Here is a 19,317-nt window from a genome sequence, read left to right as displayed (position 1 = left end):
CGGATCACGGCCGGGGCCCTTGATCCGCCGCACAGGTCCTGGCCCTCGTCCGTGACCCCGCACACGCCGGTCGCGGACACGGCCCGCACGGAGTCCCGCCCCGGGGTTCCCGCCCCACCCCCTGACCGGGGCGGGGCGGGTCCGCCGTCGCCTAGGATTCGTACCCTGATGACTGCAACCCTCGTCGCCAAGGACCTCGCCGCCGGCCACGGCGAACGCACCCTCTTCGCCGGGCTCGACCTCGTCGTCGCCCCCGGCGACGTCATCGGCCTCGTCGGCGTCAACGGCGCCGGCAAGTCGACCCTGCTGCGGCTGCTCGCCGGGCTCGACACCCCGGAGGAGGGGGAGCTCCGGCTCTCCCCGCCCACCGCCGCCGTCGGCCACCTCCCGCAGGAGCCGGAGCGGCGCGCGGGGGAGACCGTGCGGGAGTTCCTCGCCCGGCGCACCGGCGTCGCCGCCGCCCAGACGGCGATGGACGAGGCCACCCAGGGCCTCGTCGACGGCACGCCCGGCGCCGACGACGCGTACGCGACCACCCTGGAGCGCTGGCTCAACCTCGGCGGCGCCGACCTCGACGAGCGCGCCGAGGAGGTCGCCGACTCGCTCGGCCTCACCGTCGGACTCGACCAGCCGATGACCTCCCTCTCCGGAGGCCAGGCGGCCCGCGCCGGCCTCGCCTCCCTGCTGCTCTCCCGCTACGACGTGTTCCTGCTCGACGAGCCCACCAACGACCTCGACCTCGACGGTCTGGAGCGCCTCGAAGGCTTCGTGAAGGGGCTGCGCGCCGGCACGGTCGTCATCAGCCACGACCGCGAGTTCCTCACCCGCACGGTCACCAAGGTGCTCGAACTCGACCTCGCCCAGCAGCAGATCACCCTGTACGGCGGCGGGTACGAGGCCTACCTGGAGGAGCGGGACAGGGCCAGGCGGCACGCGCGCGAGGACTTCGAGGAGTACGCCGGCAAGAAGGCGGCCCTCGAAGCGCGCGGCCACATGCAGCGCTCCTGGATGGACAAGGGCGTCAAGAACGCCCGCCGCAAGTCCACCGACAGCGACAAACTCGGCCGCAACGCGCGCAGCGAGGCCAGCGAGAAGCAAGCCGCCAAGGCCCGCCAGACCCAGCGCATGATCGAGCGCCTCGACGTCGTCGACGAGCCCCGCAAGGAGTGGGACCTCCGCATGGAGATCGCGGCCGCTCCGCGCTCCGGCTCGGTCGTCGCGACCCTCCGCGAGGCCGAGGTGCGCCGCGGCGACTTCTCCTTCGGCCCCGTCACCCTGCAGATCGACTGGGCCGACCGGGTCGCCGTCACCGGGGCCAACGGCGCCGGGAAGTCGACCCTGCTCGCCGCCCTGCTCGGCCGGCTGCCGCTGGACTCCGGGGACGCCGCCCTCGGCTCGGGCGTCGTCGTCGGCGAGGTCGACCAGGCCCGCAAGCTCTTCCACGGTACGGAGACGCTCCTGGAGGCGTTCTGCGCGGCAGTGCCGGAGACGGAGCCCGCCGAGGTCCGTACCCTGCTGGCCAAGTTCGGCCTCAAGGCCGTCCACGTGATGCGGCCCGCCACCACGCTCTCCCCGGGCGAGCGGACCCGCGCCGCGCTCGCCCTGCTCCAGGGCAGGGGCGTGAACCTGCTCGTCCTCGACGAGCCGACGAACCACCTGGACCTGCCGGCCATCGAGCAGCTGGAGTCCGCGCTCGACTCGTACACCGGCACGCTGCTGCTCGTCACCCACGACCGGCGGATGCTCGACGCGGTCCGCACCACGCGGCGCGTCGAGGTCGCGGACGGCAAGGTCACCGAGCTCTGATGACGGTCTCGTTCGGCTGGGGGCCCGTCGAGGCACGGGTCCTCGCCCCCGCGGCCGCCTGCGTGGTCGTCGTCGACGTGCTGTCCTTCACCACCGCCGTGGGCGTCGCCGTCGAGGCCGGCGCGGCCGTCCACCCGTACCGGTGGCGGGACGCGACGGCCGCCGCGTACGCGGAGAGCGTCGGCGCGGCCCTCGCCGTCGGTCGCCGCGAGGCGACCCCCGAGCACCCGTGGTCGCTCTCCCCGGCGGCCCTGCGCGCCGCCCCGGCGCCGCCGCGCCTGGTCCTGCCCTCGCCGAACGGCTCCACGATCGCCGCGGAGGCCGGTGACGCGACCGTCGTCGCCGCCTCCCTGCGCAACCACTCGGCCGTCGCCCGCCGGCTCGCGCGACAGGGGTACGGCACTGCCGAACGCCCGGTCGCGGTCATCGCGTCCGGTGAGCGGTGGCCGGACGGTTCGCTGCGCCCGGCGCTGGAGGACCTGCTCGGCGCGGGCGCCGTCCTCGCCGGGCTGCGGGCCGCGGGCCCGTACGTCCTCACCCCGGAGGCTGCCGCGGCGGCCACGCTGTGGGCGGCCACCGAGGACCCGGCCGCCGCCTTGCACGGCTGTGACTCGGGTCGTGAACTGTACGAGTACGGCTTTCCGCAGGACGTGGCCGTGGCCGCCGAGACCGACAGCTCGACGATCGTCCCCGTTCTCGTGGACGGCGCATTCCAGGAGGCACCATGACCGACCTACTGACCCGGCTGACAGAGATGCTGGACGATCTCGACGCCGACGTGGACGAGACGATCGACCTCGCCGACGAGATCGCCGCCTCGGGCGACGCCGGTCTGCTGCCGCGTCTCCAGGAGGAGCTGGACCGCGCCCTCACCGAGCGGAACGCCTACGCCCGTGAGCTGCTCGGCGGTGTCCTCGCGGCGATCGGCGGCCCGGAGGCCCTGCCGACCCTGATCCGTGCCTCCGCCGTCGACCTCGGTGACGACCAGGACGGTCTGGCCACCGAGATCGTCGATCTGGTCCAGGCCGACCCGACGGCGGCCCGGGGCCTCCTCCAGCCGCTGACGGAGGACGACGACCTCTCCGTCGCCAACCGCGCCGACTGGGCCCTGCGCTTCCTGCCGTAGCGGAGCCGGGCCGCCCGCACGCGGGCGCCCAGCGGGGCTCGGCCGTGGGTCCGGCGTCGGCGGTCCGATCGGTGACCGGGGCGCCGTCGCAGGCCGGCGAGACCGGGTCGAACCCGCCGCTCGGAGGCCGCCCCCGTGGCCCGGACGGGACACACGGGGACGACTCCGACGACGCGTCTCGTCAGCGGCGCTTGCCGCCGCCCTCGCCCAGGAGACCCGCCTTGCGGAGGGCGTCGGCCATCGCGCTGTTCGCGGGCGCGGGAGCGGAGGACCGGTCCCGGCCACCCCGCTCGGACTGGCCGCCGCGACCGCCCTGGCCGCCCTGCCCGTTCCGGCCGCCGCGGTCGCCCTGACCGCCGCGCTCGGCCCGGCGGCCACCGCCACCGTTGCCACTGCCACCGGTGCCACCGCCCTGCCGCTGCTGCGGCGGGCGGCCGGAGCGCTCGCCCCGGTCACCGCGCTCGCGCTTGGGCGCCCCGTCCGCGGCCTCCGCGCCGGACGGGTCGTCGAGCCGCAGCGTCAGCGAGATCCGCTTGCGCGGGATGTCGACGTCGAGAACCTTCACCTTGACCACGTCGCCTGGCTTCACCACGTCGCGCGGGTCCTTGACGAAGGTCTTCGACATCGCGGAGACGTGCACCAGGCCGTCCTGGTGCACACCGATGTCCACGAACGCCCCGAAGGCGGCCACATTGGTGACGACGCCCTCCAGGACCATCCCGGACGCCAGGTCGCCGATCTTCTCGACGCCGTCCGCGAACGTCGCGGTCCGGAACGCCGGACGCGGGTCCCGGCCCGGCTTCTCCAACTCGCGCAGGATGTCCGTCACCGTCGGCAGACCGAAGGTCTCGTCGACGAAGTCGTCGGCCCGCAGCGAGCGCAGCGTGGCCGTGTCGCCGATGAGCGCCGCGACCTCGCCGCCCGTCTTCTTCACCATCCGGCGCACCACCGGGTACGCCTCCGGGTGCACCGAGGAGGAGTCGAGCGGGTCGTCGCCGCCCCGGATGCGCAGGAAGCCCGCGCACTGCTCGTACGCCTTCGGGCCGAGACGGGCCACGTCCTTGAGCGCCCTGCGGGAGCGGAAGGGGCCGTTGGCGTCCCGGTGCGCGACGATGTTCTCCGCGAGGCCCGAGCTGATGCCCGAGACCCGTGAAAGGAGCGGCGCGGAGGCGGTGTTGACGTCGACGCCGACACCGTTCACACAGTCCTCCACGACCGCGTCGAGCGAGCGGGAGAGCTTCACCTCGGCCAGGTCGTGCTGGTACTGGCCGACTCCGATGGACTTCGGGTCGATCTTCACCAGCTCCGCGAGCGGGTCCTGGAGGCGGCGGGCGATGGAGACCGCTCCGCGCAACGACACGTCGAGACCCGGGAGTTCCTGCGAGGCGAACGCGGAGGCCGAGTAGACCGAGGCGCCCGCCTCCGAGACCATCACCTTGGTCAGATTCAACTCGGGGTGCTTGGCGAGGAGTTCGGCCGCCAGCTTGTCGGTCTCGCGGGAGGCCGTGCCGTTGCCGATCGCGACCAGCTCGACCGCGTGCTCCTTCGCCAGACGCGCCAGCCTCTCCAGCGCCTGGTCCCACTTGTTGGCCGGCACGTGCGGGTAGATCGTGTCGGTGGCGACGACCTTGCCGGTCGCGTCGACCACGGCGACCTTCACGCCCGTGCGGAAGCCGGGGTCGAGGCCGAGCGTCGCCCGGGTGCCGGCCGGCGCGGCGAGCAGGAGGTCGCGCAGGTTCGCCGCGAAGACCCGGACCGCCTCGTCCTCGGCGGCCGTCCGCAGCCGCAGTCGCAGGTCGATCCCGAGGTGCACGAGGATGCGGGTCCGCCAGGCCCAACGGACCGTGTCCTGGAGCCACTTGTCCCCGGGGCGCCCCCGGTCGGCGACGCCGAAGCGGCTCGCGACGATCCCCTCGTACGAGGAGGGGCCGGGGAGCTCGGAGGGCTCCTCCGGCTCCAGGTCGAGGCTGAGCACGTCCTCCTTCTCGCCGCGCAGCATGGCGAGCACCCGGTGCGAGGGCAGAGCCGTGAAGGGCTCGGTGAAGTCGAAGTAGTCGGCGAACTTCGACCCCGCCTCCTCCTGCCCCTCGCGGACCTTCGCCACCAGCCGGCCGCGGCCCCACATGCGCTCGCGCAGCTCCCCGATGAGGTCGGCGTCCTCGGAGAACGTCTCGGCGAGGATCGCCCGCGCGCCCTCCAGGGCCGCGGCGGCGTCGGCGACGCCCTTCTCCGCGTCCACGAAGGCCGCGGCGGCGGCCGCCGGCTCCACGGACGGGTCGGCGAGCAGACCCTCCGCCAGCGGCCCCAGACCGGCCTCACGGGCGATCTGGGCCTTCGTCCGGCGCTTCGGCTTGAAGGGCAGGTAGATGTCCTCCAGGCGGGCCTTGGTGTCGGCCGCCCGGATGCGGGCCTCCAGCTCCTCCGTCAGCTTGCCCTGCTCGCGTACCGAGTCGAGGATCGCCGACCGGCGGTCCTCCAGCTCGCGCAGATAGCGCAGCCGCTCCTCCAGGGTGCGGAGCTGCGCGTCGTCGAGCATCTCCGTCGCTTCCTTGCGGTAGCGGGCGATGAACGGCACGGTCGAACCGCCGTCGAGCAGCTCGACGGCTGCCTTCACCTGTCGCTCGCGTACGCCGAGCTCCTCGGCGATCCTTGCTTCGATGGACGTCGTCACGGTGTCCCGACTCGCCTTCTCGTGCCTCAAGCTTGCGAGTGCATTCTGCCGGGTCCGTCACCCGTACGCGGTAACCGGCCCGTCCCGCGCGCGTCCCGCGCGCGTCCCGGGCGCCTCCGGGCGCCCCGCGGTCACCCCTTGCCGACGAGATCCGGCGGGAAGGCGCCCGCGACGGCGGCCGTGACCAGGAAGCCGCGCCCCAGCTCGGTGAGCCGCTCCACCCCGGCCGCGCCGAGGTGCTCGTACGGCGCCGCGTCGAGCCGGTCGGTGTGCTCCTCCAGCGCGTCGCGCAGGGCCGTACCCGCCTCGGTCAGCTCGCCCTCGGCGTCGAGCAGCCCGCGCCCGCGCAGCCGCTCCACCGCGGCGTCCCAGTCGGCGCGCCGCCAGCCGCGGGAGCCGAGCACCCAGCGCGGGGACATGCCCTTGCCGGTGGCGGTGTGGGAGACCACGGCCTCGACGGGGTCGAGGCCCGCCGAGAGCAGGGCCGCGAGGTGTCCGTCGCCGCGGTGCTCGCGCAGCAGGGTGGCGGCGTGCCAGTAGGCGAGGTGGGGCTCCTCGGGCACCGGCAGGTCCGCGTGGGCCGAGTAGAGCGGCCGGGCGTGCCGGGTGCAGGCCTCGGTGGCGCGCAGCGCGAGCTCCGCCGCCTCGGCCATCTCCGCGGAGGCGACCGTCTCCTCGCCGAGCAGCCGGCGCAGGGTGGCGTCGGCGGTGCGCAGCCGCGCGTCCAGGACCTGGGCGGGGGAGGCGGTCTCCCAGACGGCCGGGAGGTGCCGGGCGAGCAGCTCGTGGCGGTAGTTGTAGAAGGTCGCGGCGACGGTGCCGGGGCCCACCGCGCCGAGGGCGGCGCTGCGCGAGGCGAGCCGCATCGCGGTCTGGTCGGTGAAGCCCAGGGCGCCGAACTCGCGGTCCAGGTCGGGCGAGAAGTAGAGCGTGGAGTGCAGCGGGTTGAGGGCGTTGTGGCAGCGGCGTCCGGCGCGGGGCGGCAGAGCAGTCGTCGTCATGCCTGAAGGTTACCGACTGGTCGGTACGACGGGAACAGTCGGACCGCCCCTCGTCCGGGACGGTCGCGGCATGGCAGAAAAGGTGGGATCGGCGTCATTGCGGCCGTCCCGGGCCCCTCCCAGGATGGAGGCATGACGCAGCGACCCGTTCTCGTCGTCCTCTTCGACGGCGTGCAGAGCCTCGACGTCACCGGCCCCTACGAGGTGTTCGCCGGTGCCGGCCGCGCCTCCGGCGCCCCGGACGCGTACACGATCCGCACCGCCTCCCTGGACGGCGGGCCCGTCCGCACCCACAGCGGACTGCGTCTGCTCCCCGACACCACCCTCGCCGAGGCGGTCGCCGACGGCGCACCGCACACCCTCGTCGTCCCCGGCGGCGAGGGCACCCGGCAGCCCGATCCGGCCCTGATCGACTGGCTCCGCACCCACGCCCCGGACGCCGGACGGCTGGTCTCCGTCTGCACCGGGGCCCTGCTCCTCGCCGAGGCGGGCCTCCTCGACGGACACCGGGCGACCACCCACTGGGCCACCTGCGACCACATGGCCCGCTGCTACCCCGAGGTCGAGGTGGACCCCGACCCCATCTTCGTCCGGGACGGACGGCTCTCCACCTCCGCCGGGGTCACCGCCGGCATCGACCTGGCCCTCGCCCTGGTCGAGGAGGACCTCGGCCGGGACGTCGCCCTCACCGTCGCCCGCCACCTGGTCGTCTTTCTGCGCCGCCCCGGCAACCAGGCCCAGTTCAGCGTCCAGCTCGCCGCCCAGACCGCCCGCCGGGAGCCGTTGCGCGACCTCCAGCAGTGGATCACCGAGCATCCCGACGGCGACCTCTCCGTGGAGGCCCTCGCCGGCCGTGCCCGGCTCTCGCCCCGCCACTTCGCCCGCGCCTTCCAGGCGGAGACGGGCACGACCCCCGGCCGCTACGTCGACCGGGTACGGCTCGAACACGCCCGCCGCCTCCTGGAGGAGACCTCCCGCGGCGTCGAGGAGGTCGCCCGCGCCTCGGGCTACGGCACCCCCGAGGCGATGCGCCGCGCCTTCACCAAAACCCTCGGCACCGCGCCCGCCGACTACCGACGCCGTTTCCACTCACCCGTCAGCTGAAAGGCAGCAGCATGCAGATCGCCGTCCTGCTCTACCAGGGCTTCACCACTCTCGACGCCGTCGGCCCGTACGAGCTCCTCGCCCGCATCCCCGGGGCCGAGACCGTCTTCGTCGCCAAGGAGGCCGGGCCCGTCCGCAACGACCAGGGCAGCCTCGCCCTCGTCGCCGACAAGACCCTCGCCGAGGTGCCGCGCCCGGACATCGTGCTCGTCCCTGGCGGCCCCGACTCGCGCGGTGCCATGGACGACCCGGAGATCCGGGCCTGGCTCCGCACCGCCGACGAGACCAGCACCTGGACGACCTCGGTCTGCACCGGTTCCCTGATCCTGGCCGCCGCCGGCGTCCTCGACGGCCGCCGAGCCACCACCCACTGGCTCGCCTTGGAGGAGCTCAGGGAGCTGGGCGTCGAGCCCACCGGCGAGCGGGTCGTCTTCGACGGCAAGTACGTCACCGCCGCCGGGGTCTCCTCGGGCATCGACATGGCGCTGCACCTGATCGGCCGGATCGCCGGGGACGAGGTCGCCCAGACCATCCAGCTGCTGACCGAGTACGACCCGCAGCCGCCGTACGACGCGGGCTCGCCGGAGAAGGCTCCGGCCGAGATCGTCGCGCGGTGGCGGGGCGTGAAGCCGGAGGAGCTCCCCCAGGGGCGCTGAGCGAAGGCCCGCCGGGCCTCAGCCCCCGTACGTGAAGCGGGGCGCCCGGCGCTCCAGGAAGGCGGCGACACCCTCCGCGGTGTCGCCGCTGCCGCGTGCCTGCTCCGCCCAGTGGGCGTCCCGGTCCAGGCGCCCGTCGGCGAACTCCTTGGCCGCCGACTGGGTCAGCAGCGAGCGCGAGGCGAGCACCCGGGCGAACTCGGCGACCCGCTTGTCCAGCTCGCCCACCGGATGCAGCTCGTCCAGGAAACCGGTCCGCAGCGCCCGCTCCGCGTCGATCAACTCGCCCGAGAACAGCAGGTACTTGGCGGTCGAGGGACCCACCAGTGCGGCGAGCCGCCGGGTCGACGAGGACGGGTAGACGATGCCGAGCTTCGACGGGGTGATCCCGAAGCGGGCGCCCTCCTCGGCGAACCGCAGGTCGCAGGCGGCGGCGAGCTGGCTGCCGCCGCCGACGCAGAAGCCCCGGACGGCCGCCAGGGTCGGCCGGGGGAACGCGGCGAGCGCCTCCTCGGCCCGTACCGCGAGGGTCTGCTGCTCGTCCCCGGGCTCCCGGAGCGCCGAGATGTCGGCCCCGGCGCAGAAGGTGTCGCCCTCACCGGTCAGCACCAGCACCCGTACGGCGGGGTCGGCGGCGAGCCGGTCCAGTACGCCGGGCAGCGCCCGCCACATGCCGGCGCTCATCGCGTTGCGCTTGGCGGGGTTGGCGATGACGACGGTGGCGACGCCGTCCGTGACGCTGTCCTTCAGCTGCGGCTCCATGGGCCGGATGCTATCCGCCGTACCCGAACGTACGATCAGGAAGGGGTCGTCCCGAGGAGGCACCGCATGGCCAAGGACGCCCAGGAGCCGGACGTGGTCCCCGACCCCGTCCCCGACCCGGTCCGTGAGATGGCGCGCGAGGGGAAACGGCTCAACCGGAGCTTCAGCTGGCTGGCCGTGCTCGGCGTCCTGCTGGTGATCGGCGGTGTCGTCGGCCTGGTCTACACCGGCCTCGCCACCCTCACCTCGATGCTGCTCTTCGGCTGGCTGCTGCTGATCGGCGGAGTCGTCGGGCTCCTCCAGGCGATCCAGTCGCGCGGCACCAGCTACTTCTGGCTCGCCGCGGTGGTGGCCGCCCTGAACATCGCGGCCGGTGTCGTGGTGATCCGTCACCCGGAGGGCTCGGCCGAGGCGCTGACCATGTTCGCCGCCCTGCTCTTCCTCACCGGTGGTCTCTTCCGGCTGGTCGGCAGTGTCGTGGTGCGCGGGCCGCAGTTCGGCTGGACCCTGCTCCAGGGCGCCTTCGGCCTGCTGCTCGGTCTGCTCGTCCTGTTCGACTGGCCGGACAGCAGCCGGTACGTTCTCGGGGTCTTCTTCTCGCTCGCGCTGCTCTTCGACGGCCTCGGTCTGATCGCCATCGGAGTGGGCGGGCGACGGATCGTCAGTATGGTGACGCCGGCGCCCGTGTCCAGCGCGCCTCCGGAGCGGTCAGAAACTGCGCCCGATCAGTCGAACAACTGACATCGGCATACTCACCCGATCGGAAAGCGGCCGATAAGTGTCGACTTCTGGTCAGTAGGCCGGTCCGCCTGCGCGCATTGCCAAGACTCGATCCGTGGCGAGAATCGAGCACGAGGGTGGGAACCGTACCGTGGAGAACCACGGGGGTGCCCCCGCCCGGCAACCGTCCTACGAAGGAGTCTGGCGCTTCACCGCTGCCGCGGTCGACGTCTCCGTCCCGCAGGCCCGGCACGCCGTACGCGACCTGCTGGTCCGCCAGGGCGTCCCCGTCCATGAGGAGATCATGGACGGCCTGCTCCTGATCGTCTCCGAGCTGGTGACCAACGCGGTGCGGCACGCGGCGCTGCTGTCCCCGGAGATAGCGGTGGAGGTGGCCATCGGGCCCGAGTGGATCCGGGTGTCCGTCGAGGACAACCATCCGTACCGCCCCAAGGCCCTCGAAGCGGACTACGGGCAGACGGGCGGCCGCGGTCTGCTCCTGGTCCGTGAGATCGCCCAGGAGTCCGGCGGAGCGTGCGACGTCGAGCACACCGCGAGCGGCGGCAAGATCATCTGGGCGGCGCTGCCCCTGGCCCCGATGGCACCGGGGCCAGGAGCGGCGATGATCCACCAGCCGGTCGTCACCAGCCCCCGGACGGACCCGTCAGTTCCCTGATCGCCGGGCGCGCCGCGTCCAGCACCGTCATGAACCAGGCGGAGAAGGGCGCGGCGGCATGGCGCTCGGCCAGCTCGGCGGCGGTGACGAGGACGGTGTCCTCGATCTCCTCCGGGTCCGGCCGCGGCGCGGCCTGCACCAGGCCGACGAACAGGTGGTTGAACTCCTGCTCCACCAGGCCGGAGGCCGGGTCCGGGTGGTTGTAGCGGACGGTGCCGGCCTCCGCGAGCAGCGTGGGCGAGACGCCGAGCTCCTCGAAGGTCCGCCGGGCGGCGGCGGCGAACGGCGCCTCGCCCGGGTAGGGGTGGCCGCAGCAGGTGTTCGACCAGACGCCGGGGGAGTGGTACTTGCCGAGCGCCCGACGCTGGAGCAGCAGCCGGCCCGACTCGTCGAACAGGAAGACGGAGAAGGCGCGGTGCAGCAGCCCGGGCGCCTGGTGGGCGGCGAGCTTCTCCGCCGTACCGATGGTCGTCCCGTCCTCGTCGACCAGTTCGAGCATGATCGGCGCCGGGGCCCCGGACGGCTGGACACCGCTCGACACGATCTCCGGCATCTCCGGCGAGATCTGAGCCGCGGTGGCTGGTGTGGTCGGCATACCCATCCTTCGCTTCGGTCCTCGCCCCGGTGGGGCCACCTCAGTCTGCCGTACAAAAGCGGCTTGTCCGTACTTCGGCGGCCGGACGTGGCCGCTCCCACCGCACCGGAGTACAACCGGCGCGGCGGGAGCGGAGTGACGGCGCGGGGCGGCTAGACCCCGAAAGCCGCCGGATAGGCGATGGTGCCGGGCGGAACGGGCACGGAGTCGTTCAGGACGAGCGCCATCATGGCCTCGTCCGGAACCTCGAAACCTGGCTTGATTCCATGCTCGGACGCCCGTACGAACCCGAACCTCGGGTAGTACTCCGGATGCCCCAGGACGAGCACGAGCGGCTCACCCCGCAGCCGCGCCGCGTCGAGCACCGCCCGGACGACGGCCTGTCCGGCCCCCCTCCGCTGGTACGCGGGCGCCACCGCGACCGGAGCGAGCGCCGCCGCGGGGGCGCCGTCCACCCGGCAGCGGGTGATCAGGGCGTGCGCCGCGATCGAGCCGTCCGGGGCCTCGGCCACGTACGACAGGCCCGGGAGCCAGGCGCCGGGGTCCCGGCGGAGCGCGTCGACCAGCTCGGCCTCCGCCTCGGAGCCGAAGGCGGCCGCCACGAGCGGGCGGACCACCGAGGCCTCCTCGGCCGTCTCCGGGCGGGTGCGCCAGCGCGGATCCGCGGGCCGCAGGACGAATCCCGCGTACCCGTAGTCGGAGCCGTGCTCGCGCCGCATCGCGATCTCGGCGCGGGCGCCCGCCACCGCCTCGGCCATGCCGGGCACGGTGGTGTCCGCCGCGTCGGCGTGTGCGGCGAGCGGACCGTAGTACTCGGCCCAGTCGCTCTCGGGCTGGAGGACGGTCCCCAGGACGTGGTAGCCGGCCGCGACCGCCGCCGCCGAGAGCTCGGCGACGGTACGGAGCGGGTAGTGCTCCTCCCAGAAGGCGCGGGCCGCCGGGCCGGGCTCCGCGGTGGTCCAGACGCACTCGGTGAGCACCAGGGTGCCTCCGGGGGACAGCAGCCTGCGCCACTCGGCGAGCGCCCGGTCGAAGCCGAGGACGAAGACCGAGCTCTCGGCCCAGACCAGGTCGAAGGAGCCGTCCGGGAACGGCAGCGCGCCCATGTCGGCGCGGAGGGGGTGGATCGAGCCGTCGAGCCCGCGGTCGGCGGCGGACCGCCGCAGTTCCGCGAGGAACGGCTCGTGGAGATCGACGGCGGTCACCTCGGCGCCCGCCTCGGCCGCCAGGAGCAGCGCGGAACGGCCCGGGCCGCAGCCCAGGTCGAGCACGCGCGGACGCTCGGGCAGCGGGCCGGTGAGCGCGAGGAGCCGACGCGTGGTGGCGTCGGAACCGGGACCCTGCCGCGGAAGGCCGTGGTGCAGGGCGAAGAAGGAGTCGTGCGAAGCGTTGTCGGACAACGTGGGAAACCCTTTGTGAGAGGGCCCCGGCCGACGACGTGACGGACCGGTGGGAACCGGGATCAGGTCAGCCGGAGACCCGGAAGCTGAGGAAGGACCGGGCGCTGCCGCTCGGGGCAGCCTCCATCGCGACGGTCATCAACCTCAGCTCCTCTCTTCACGCGCCGGAGCGAAAAGGCTAACAGGCGGGCCGGTTCTCACGAGCAGAGTTTCGCCTCGTGCTCCGCGTGCCCCACCGGCTCCAGCTGGAAGGTGCAGTGCTCCACGTCGAAGTGGGATCCCAGGCATCCCTGGAGGGAGTGCAGCATCTTCTCGTGCCCGACCGAGTCGAGCGCGTCCTGGTCCACGACCACGTGCGCCGAGAGCACCGGCATCCCCGAGGTGATCGTCCAGGCGTGCAGGTCGTGGACGTCCTCGACGCCCGGCAGGGCCAGGATGTGGGCCCGTACCTCCCCCATGTCGACGCCCTTGGGAGCGGCCTCCAGAAGGACGTCGAGCGTCTCGCGCAGCAGCTTGACCGTACGGGGGACGATCATCAGGCCGATCAGGATCGAGGCGATCGGGTCGGCGTACTGCCACCCCGTGACCAGGATGACGCCGGCCGCGACGATCACGGTGACCGAGCCCAGCGCGTCCGCGAGCACCTCCAGATACGCCCCGCGCACATTGAGGCTGTCCTTCTGGCCCCGCATGAGCAGCGACAGCGAGATCACGTTGGCGACCAGACCGATCACCGCGACCACGATCGCCAGACCGCCCTTGGTCTCGGCCGGCTCGAAGAACCGCTGGACCGCCTCGTACAGCACGTAGCCGCCGACGCCGAGGAGCAGCAGACAGTTGGCGAGCGCCGCGAGGATCTCGGCCCGCGCGAACCCGAAGGTGCGGTTTCCCGAGGGGGGCCGGTTGGCGAAGTGGATCGCGAGCAGCGCCATCGCGAGGCCGACCGCGTCGGTCGCCATGTGCGCCGCGTCGGCGATCAGCGCGAGCGAGTCGGAGAGCACGCCGCCGATGATCTCGATCACCATCACGGAGAGCGTGATGCCGAGCGCGACGCGCAACCGGTTCTTGTACGCGGCCCCGGCCGTACCCGTCGGCGCAGGGCCGCCGTGACTGTGCCCGTGGTCGTGTCCAGCCCCCATGACATGGCCTCCAGATCGTCTGTTCGCAGGTGCCCCGAGTCGCAAGTCAACTACGGGTGGGGGGTATGCGCAACACGGTACTGAACACCGTTGTCATATGCTCTGACCTGCGGCGATGTGATCCGGACCGATCGTGGCGGGACGGTGTCGCCGGGGCCTCGGCCGGGGTCCCCGACGGAGCCCCCGGCCGTCGTTTTGTGAGGCGGGCCGCCGATCGCCCATGATGATCTCCACGGAGCCACGCGCACCCGTGCGGACACGGGTGGACCCGGGGGAGTCCGGCCCGCGAAGCCTCGGTGAAATCGTGCTCGGTTTCATCCGATAGCCTCAGCCGACGTGTCGCCGCCCCGTGCCGGGCCGCACCGCCGCGCCCGGGGCAGTCATGGGTCCCGCCGGCCCCTCCGTCAGCTCCAAGGAGTGAGTTCGTCTGTCGACCGCCATCCTCACCGGCCCGCCGGCACCCGGATCCTCGCTCGACGGAGATCTGCGGTCGCTCGGCTTCGACGTCCGGACCGCAGCCGGCCCCGACGAGACCGGGGTCCTGCTCGCCGCGGTCCCCGCGGGCGAGCGCGTCGCAGTCGTCGACGCCCGGTTCGTCGGCCATGTGCACGCGCTGCGCCTCGCCCTCACCGACCCCCGGTTCCCCGCGGCCGCCGCACCCGGCGCCCTCACCGTGCAGAACGGGGCCCGCCCCGCGCTCGCCCGCGCCCTGACCGCCGCCGGGGCCTCCGGCACCGGAGGCGACGACCTCACCGGGACGCTCGCGGACGCCCTCGACGCCGACGGCGTCGCCGTGCACCGGCCCCAGCTCGGCACCCTCGTCGCCACCGTGCCCACCGACGCCGAGGCCCGCCAAGAGGCCCGCGCCGCCGTGGACGCCGTCGACGACGAGGCCGTACGCCTCCGCTCCGCCGTGAAGGCCCACGACGGCTTCTTCACCACCTTCTTCATCAGCCCGTACTCGCGCTACATCGCCCGCTGGTGCGCGCGCCGCGGTCTGACCCCCAACCAGGTCACCACCGCCTCGCTGCTCACCGCGCTGATCGCGGCCGGCTGCGCGGCGACCGGCGAGCGCGGCGGCTACATCGCCGCAGGCGTCCTGCTCCTCGTCTCCTTCGTCCTCGACTGCACCGACGGGCAGCTCGCCCGGTACGCGCTGAAGTACTCGACGATGGGCGCCTGGCTCGACGCCACCTTCGACCGCGCCAAGGAGTACGCCTTCTACGCCGGCCTCGCCCTCGGCGCGGCCCGCGACGGCGACGACGTCTGGGCGCTCGCCCTCGGCGCGATGATCCTCATGACCTGCCGGCACGTCGTGGACTTCTCGTTCAACGAGGCCAACGCCGAGAGCACGGGTGCCACGGCCAGGACGAGCCTCGCCGTCTCCAGCCGCCTCGACAGCCTCGGCTGGACCGTCTGGGCCCGCAGGATGATCATCCTGCCGATCGGCGAGCGCTGGGCCATGATCGCGGTCCTCACCGCCTTCACCACCCCGCGGATCGTCTTCTGGGCCCTGATCATCGGCTGCGCCTTCGGTGCCTGCTACACCACGGCGGGGCGTGTCCTGCGCTCCCTGACCCGCAAGGCGAAGCGCACCGACCGGGCCGCGCAGGCCCTGGCGGAGCTCGCCGACTCCGGGCCGCTCGCCGCGCTGGTGAACCGGGTCCTCGGCCGCACCGGCATCCTGATGCTGCCGCCGCTGGTCCTCGCGGTGATCGCCACGGGCGCGATGCTCTCCGCGGCCCTGAGCCGCCCCTTCGGCTCCGAGCAGACCGTCGTCGCCGCCGTCTTCTACGTGGTGTTCGCCGGCGCCGCCGTCGCCCGCCCCCTCAAGGGCGCCCTCGACTGGCTGCTCCCGCCGCTCTTCCGGGCCGCCGAGTACGGCACGATCCTGATCCTCGCGGCCCGCTCCGAGGTGAACGGGGCCTTGCCCGCGGCCTACGGGCTGGTGGCCGCCGTCGCCTACCATCACTACGACACGGTGTACCGCATCCGCGGCGGCACCGGCGCGCCGCCCGCGTGGCTGGTGCGCACGATCGGCGGTCACGAGGGCCGCACGTTGCTGGTGACCGTCCTCGCCGCCCTGCTGGCGAGCCGTGGCAACGACTTCACCCTGGCGCTCACCGCCCTGGCGGTCACCATCGCGCTTGTGGTGCTCGCGGAGTCCATCCGTTTCTGGGTGTCCTCCGGAGCACCCGCCGTACATGACGAAGGAGAAACAGCATGATCGGTCTCGTACTGGCAGCCGGTGCCGGGCGGCGTCTGCGCCCCTACACCGACACGCTTCCGAAGGCCCTCGTGCCTGTCGACGGCGAGACCACGATTCTCGACGGGACGCTGAAGAACTTCGCCGAGATCGGCCTCACCGAGGTCGCGATCGTCGTCGGCTACCGCAAGGAGGCCGTCTACGACCGCAAGGACGCCCTTGAGGCGAAGTACGGCCTCAAGATCACCCTCGTCGACAACGACAAGGCCGAGGAGTGGAACAACGCCTACTCCCTGTGGTGCGCCCGTGAGGTCCTCAAGCGCGGTGTGATCCTCGCCAACGGCGACACCGTCCACCCGGTCTCCGTCGAGAAGACCCTGCTCGCCGCCCGTGGCGACGGCAAGAAGATCATCCTCGCCCTCGACACGGTGAAGAGCCTCGCCGACGAGGAGATGAAGGTCATCACCGCCGAGGGCAAGGGTGTCCAGCGCATCACCAAGCTGATGGACCCGGCCACCGCCACCGGCGAGTACATCGGTGTCACCCTCATCGAGGCCGAGGCCGCCGAGGAGCTCGCCGACGCCCTCAAGGCCACCTTCGAGCGCGACCCCGACCTGTACTACGAGGACGGCTACCAGGAGCTGGTCAACCGCGGCTTCACCGTCGACGTCGAGCCCATCGGTGACGTCAAGTGGGTCGAGATCGACAACCACGACGACCTCGCGAAGGGCCGTGAGATCGCGTGCCAGTACTGACCCGGCTGATCCCCTCGCCGGTCGTCGTCGACATCCGCAGGGGAGCGCTGGACGACCTGTCCGCGCTCCTCGCGGACCAGCGGATCTCCAGCAACGGCAAGATCGCCGTCGCCATCAGCGGCGGCTCGGGCCTCAAGCTGCGTGACCACTTCGCCCCCGAGCTGCCCGGCGCCGACTGGTACCCGGTCTCCGGCGGCACCATCGACGAGGCCGTGAAGCTCGCCGACGCCATGCGCGGCAAGCGGTACGACGCCGTGGTCGCCCTCGGCGGCGGCAAGATCATCGACGTGACGAAGTACGCGGCGGCCCGGGTCGGGCTGCCGCTGGTGGCCATCGCCACCAATCTCTCGCACGACGGGATCTGCTCCCCGATCTCGACCCTGGACAACGACAACGGCCGCGGCTCGTACGGTGTGCCCACCCCGATCGCCCTCGTCATCGACCTGGACGTGATCAGGGACGCGCCGGTCCGCTACGTGCGCTCCGGCATCGGCGACGCGATCTCCAACCTCTCCGCGATCGCGGACTGGGAACTCTCCCACCAGGTGTCCGGCGAGCCCGTCGACGGCCTCGCGGCCGCCATGGCCCGCAGCGCCGGAGAGGCCGTGCTCCGCCACCCCGGCGGCGTCGGTGACGACGACTTCCTCGTCACCCTCTCCGAGGGCCTGGTGATGTCAGGCATCGCGATGTCGATCAGCGGGGACAGCCGCCCCTCCTCGGGCGCCTGCCACGAGATCAGCCACGCGTTCGACCTGCTCTTCCCGGCCCGCGCCGCCAGCCACGGCGAGCAGTGCGGTCTCGGCGCGGCCTTCGCCATGCACCTGCGCGGAGCCCACGAGGGGTCCGCGCAGATGGTCCGGACGCTGCGCCGGCACGGGCTGCCGGTCACGCCGGAGGAGATGGGCTTCAGCGTGGACGAGTTCGTCCAGGCGGTGTCCTTCGCCCCGCAGACCCGGCCGGGCCGCTTCACCATCCTCGAACACCTCGACCTGTCCGACGACCAGATCAGGGACGCGTACGCCGACTATGCCAAAGCCATCGGTAGCTGAGCTCCGCCCGGTCGTCCACCCCCCGGGTGTGAAGGACCGGCGCAGCGGGGAGCACTGGGGCGGCCGCCTGTACATGCGGGAGATCTCGCTCAGGATCACCCGGCAGCTCGTCGGCACCAGGATCACGCCGAACCAGCTCACGTACGTGATGACCCTCGCGGGCGTCCTCGCGGCACCGGCCCTGCTGGTGCCCGGGATCCCCGGGGCGCTGCTCGGCGCGCTCATGGTGCAGCTCTATCTGCTGCTCGACTGCGTCGACGGCGAGGTGGCCCGCTGGAAGAAGCAGTTCTCGCTGAGCGGCGTGTACCTGGACCGGGTCGGCGCCTACCTGTGCGACGCGGCGGTGCTCGTCGGCTTCGGCCTGCGAGCCGCCGACCTGTGGGGCTCGGGCCGGATCGACTGGCTCTGGGCCTTCCTCGGCACCCTGGCCGCCCTCGGCGCCGTCCTGATCAAGGCCGAGACCGACCTCGTCGGCGTCGCCCGGCACCAGGGCGGTCTGCCGCCGGTCAAGGAGTCGGCCTCCGAGCCGCGCTCCTCCGGCATGGCGCTGGCCCGCCGGGCGGCCGGTGCGCTGAAGTTCCACCGGCTCGTCCTCGGGATCGAGGCCTCGCTGCTGATCGTGGTCCTGGCCATCGCGGACCAGGTCCGGGGCGACCTCTTCTTCACCCGTCTCGGTGTCGCCGTCCTGGCCGGCATCGCGCTGCTCCAGACCGTGCTGCACCTCGTGTCGATCATGGTTTCGAGCAGGCTGAAGTGAGGCCGGCCGTGAGCACGCCGCTCAGGGTGGGAGCCGTCGTCATCACGATGGGCGACCGCCCCGACGACCTGCGCGCGCTGATCGACTCGGTCGCCGGGCAGGAGGGCGACCGCATCGAGGTCGTCGTCGTCGGACAGGGCACCCCGGTCTCCGGGGTGCCCGACTGGGTGCGGACCGTCGACCTGCCGGAGAACGTCGGGATCCCCGCCGGCCGGAACATCGGCATCGAGGCCTTCGGGCCCGGCGGCACCGACGTCGACGTCCTGTTGTTCCTGGACGACGACGGGCGGCTCGCGCACACGGACACCGCCGAACTGATCCGCCAGGCCTTCACCGCCGATCCGCGCCTCGGCATCATCACCTTCCGGATCGCCGACCCGGAGACCGGGATCACCCAGCGCCGGCACGTGCCGAGGCTCCGCGCCTCCGATCCGATGCGCTCCTCACGGGTGACGACCTTCCTCGGCGGCGCCAACGCCGTCCGCACCAAGGTGTTCGCCGAAGTCGGCGATCTGCCGGGTGAGTTCTTCTACGCGCACGAGGAGACCGACCTCGCCTGGCGCGCGCTCGACGCCGACTGGATGATCGACTACCGTGCGGACATGGTGCTGTTGCACCCCGCCACAGCACCCTCCCGGCACGCCTCGTACCACTTCAACGTGGCCCGCAACCGAGTCTGGCTGGCACGCCGCAATCTGCCCGCGCCCCTGGTGCCGGCCTATCTCGGCGTCTGGCTTCTGCTCACCCTGGCCCGTCGGCCCTCGTTCTCCGCGCTGAAGGCATGGTTCGGCGGATTCCGTGAAGGCTGGAAGACCCCCTGCGGACCGCGCCGCCCCATGAGGTGGCGTACGGTGTGGCGGCTGACCCGGCTGGGTCGCCCCCCGGTCGTCTGAC

At 72.9% G+C, this 19,317-nt stretch carries 18 protein-coding genes; 12 read left to right on the top strand and 6 right to left on the bottom strand.

Annotated elements, in window-relative coordinates:
- Window positions 1-168 precede the first annotated feature (168 nt).
- The 3 genes from ACIP8Z_RS12015 to ACIP8Z_RS12005 are packed head-to-tail and all read left to right on the top strand — an operon-like array spanning window position 169 to window position 2,932.
- Window positions 169-1,806: an ABC-F family ATP-binding cassette domain-containing protein gene (locus ACIP8Z_RS12015; protein WP_402081934.1), complete on the top strand. Its 1,638-nt coding sequence runs from the start codon at window positions 169-171 to the stop codon at window positions 1,804-1,806.
- A complete protein-coding gene (locus ACIP8Z_RS12010; protein ID WP_402081931.1) occupies window positions 1,806-2,534 on the top strand; it encodes a 2-phosphosulfolactate phosphatase in 729 nt (242 codons plus the stop codon). Before ACIP8Z_RS12015 ends, ACIP8Z_RS12010 begins: the two co-directional genes overlap by 1 nt.
- Window positions 2,531-2,932, top strand: coding sequence for a hypothetical protein (locus ACIP8Z_RS12005; protein WP_402081929.1), 402 nt, complete (start codon window positions 2,531-2,533; stop codon window positions 2,930-2,932). The genes ACIP8Z_RS12010 and ACIP8Z_RS12005 overlap by 4 nt, the downstream gene beginning before the upstream one ends.
- Before the next feature lie 181 nt (window positions 2,933-3,113).
- Here the strand turns inward: ACIP8Z_RS12005 and ACIP8Z_RS12000 are convergent, their stop codons facing one another.
- Complete coding sequence (locus ACIP8Z_RS12000; protein ID WP_402081926.1) at window positions 3,114-5,603, bottom strand: Tex family protein; 2,490 nt, start codon at window positions 5,601-5,603, stop codon at window positions 3,114-3,116.
- A gap of 131 nt (window positions 5,604-5,734) precedes the next feature.
- Complete coding sequence (locus ACIP8Z_RS11995; RefSeq protein WP_402081924.1) at window positions 5,735-6,604, bottom strand: hypothetical protein; 870 nt, start codon at window positions 6,602-6,604, stop codon at window positions 5,735-5,737.
- A gap of 132 nt (window positions 6,605-6,736) precedes the next feature.
- Between ACIP8Z_RS11995 and ACIP8Z_RS11990 the strand changes: the two genes are divergently transcribed.
- Window positions 6,737-7,708 (top strand): GlxA family transcriptional regulator, encoded by a 972-nt coding sequence (locus ACIP8Z_RS11990; protein ID WP_402081921.1) that lies wholly within the window; start codon window positions 6,737-6,739, stop codon window positions 7,706-7,708.
- Between the two features lie 11 nt (window positions 7,709-7,719).
- Window positions 7,720-8,364: a DJ-1/PfpI family protein gene (locus ACIP8Z_RS11985; protein WP_402081918.1), complete on the top strand. Its 645-nt coding sequence runs from the start codon at window positions 7,720-7,722 to the stop codon at window positions 8,362-8,364.
- Window positions 8,365-8,382: 18 nt separating this feature from the next.
- Here the strand turns inward: ACIP8Z_RS11985 and ACIP8Z_RS11980 are convergent, their stop codons facing one another.
- On the bottom strand, window positions 8,383-9,126 hold the full coding sequence (locus ACIP8Z_RS11980) for an enoyl-CoA hydratase/isomerase family protein (RefSeq protein ID WP_402081915.1): 744 nt from the start codon (window positions 9,124-9,126) through the stop codon (window positions 8,383-8,385).
- Window positions 9,127-9,255: 129 nt separating this feature from the next.
- On the opposite strand from ACIP8Z_RS11980, the gene ACIP8Z_RS11975 reads away from it, so the two are divergent.
- Both ACIP8Z_RS11975 and ACIP8Z_RS11970 read left to right on the top strand, forming a co-directional pair.
- Entirely contained in the window at window positions 9,256-9,867 is a 612-nt protein-coding gene (locus ACIP8Z_RS11975; protein WP_402082371.1) for an HdeD family acid-resistance protein, read from the top strand.
- Window positions 9,868-9,997: 130 nt separating this feature from the next.
- Window positions 9,998-10,522 carry an ATP-binding protein gene (locus ACIP8Z_RS11970; RefSeq protein ID WP_319314693.1) on the top strand — a complete coding sequence of 175 codons (525 nt, stop codon included), beginning with the start codon at window positions 9,998-10,000 and terminating at the stop codon, window positions 10,520-10,522.
- Here ACIP8Z_RS11970 and idi read toward each other — a convergent pair.
- The 3 genes from idi to ACIP8Z_RS11955 all read right to left on the bottom strand — a co-directional run bounded on the left by idi (window position 10,488) and on the right by ACIP8Z_RS11955 (window position 13,656).
- Complete coding sequence (gene idi / locus ACIP8Z_RS11965; protein WP_402081912.1) at window positions 10,488-11,117, bottom strand: isopentenyl-diphosphate Delta-isomerase; 630 nt, start codon at window positions 11,115-11,117, stop codon at window positions 10,488-10,490. The two genes, ACIP8Z_RS11970 and idi, sit on opposite strands and share 35 nt — an antisense overlap.
- A 152-nt stretch (window positions 11,118-11,269) precedes the next feature.
- Window positions 11,270-12,517: a GNAT family N-acetyltransferase gene (locus tag ACIP8Z_RS11960; protein WP_402081910.1), complete on the bottom strand. Its 1,248-nt coding sequence runs from the start codon at window positions 12,515-12,517 to the stop codon at window positions 11,270-11,272.
- Window positions 12,518-12,714: 197 nt separating this feature from the next.
- Entirely contained in the window at window positions 12,715-13,656 is a 942-nt protein-coding gene (locus ACIP8Z_RS11955; RefSeq protein WP_402081908.1) for a cation diffusion facilitator family transporter, read from the bottom strand.
- A gap of 427 nt (window positions 13,657-14,083) precedes the next feature.
- Here ACIP8Z_RS11955 and ACIP8Z_RS11950 point away from each other — a divergent pair, with 427 nt between their 5' ends.
- The 5 genes from ACIP8Z_RS11950 to ACIP8Z_RS11930 are packed head-to-tail and all read left to right on the top strand — an operon-like array spanning window position 14,084 to window position 19,316.
- Window positions 14,084-15,883, top strand: a complete 1,800-nt coding sequence (locus tag ACIP8Z_RS11950) for a DUF5941 domain-containing protein (RefSeq protein ID WP_402082368.1) — start codon at window positions 14,084-14,086, stop codon at window positions 15,881-15,883.
- On the top strand, window positions 15,880-16,617 hold the full coding sequence (locus ACIP8Z_RS11945) for a sugar phosphate nucleotidyltransferase (protein WP_402081905.1): 738 nt from the start codon (window positions 15,880-15,882) through the stop codon (window positions 16,615-16,617). Before ACIP8Z_RS11950 ends, ACIP8Z_RS11945 begins: the two co-directional genes overlap by 4 nt.
- Window positions 16,605-17,666: an iron-containing alcohol dehydrogenase family protein gene (locus tag ACIP8Z_RS11940; protein WP_402081903.1), complete on the top strand. Its 1,062-nt coding sequence runs from the start codon at window positions 16,605-16,607 to the stop codon at window positions 17,664-17,666. Before ACIP8Z_RS11945 ends, ACIP8Z_RS11940 begins: the two co-directional genes overlap by 13 nt.
- Entirely contained in the window at window positions 17,644-18,423 is a 780-nt protein-coding gene (locus ACIP8Z_RS11935; RefSeq protein WP_402081900.1) for a CDP-alcohol phosphatidyltransferase family protein, read from the top strand. Before ACIP8Z_RS11940 ends, ACIP8Z_RS11935 begins: the two co-directional genes overlap by 23 nt.
- A 47-nt stretch (window positions 18,424-18,470) precedes the next feature.
- Window positions 18,471-19,316, top strand: coding sequence for a glycosyltransferase family 2 protein (locus ACIP8Z_RS11930; RefSeq protein WP_402082365.1), 846 nt, complete (start codon window positions 18,471-18,473; stop codon window positions 19,314-19,316).
- The last annotated feature ends 1 nt before the right edge of the window (window position 19,317 follow it).

It is taken from the genome of Streptomyces sp. NPDC088553 (assembly GCF_044752965.1).
Classification (GTDB): domain Bacteria; phylum Actinomycetota; class Actinomycetes; order Streptomycetales; family Streptomycetaceae; genus Streptomyces.
The sequence above is the reverse complement of the archived record's forward strand: the minus strand, read 5'-3'. Positions and strand labels throughout refer to the sequence as shown.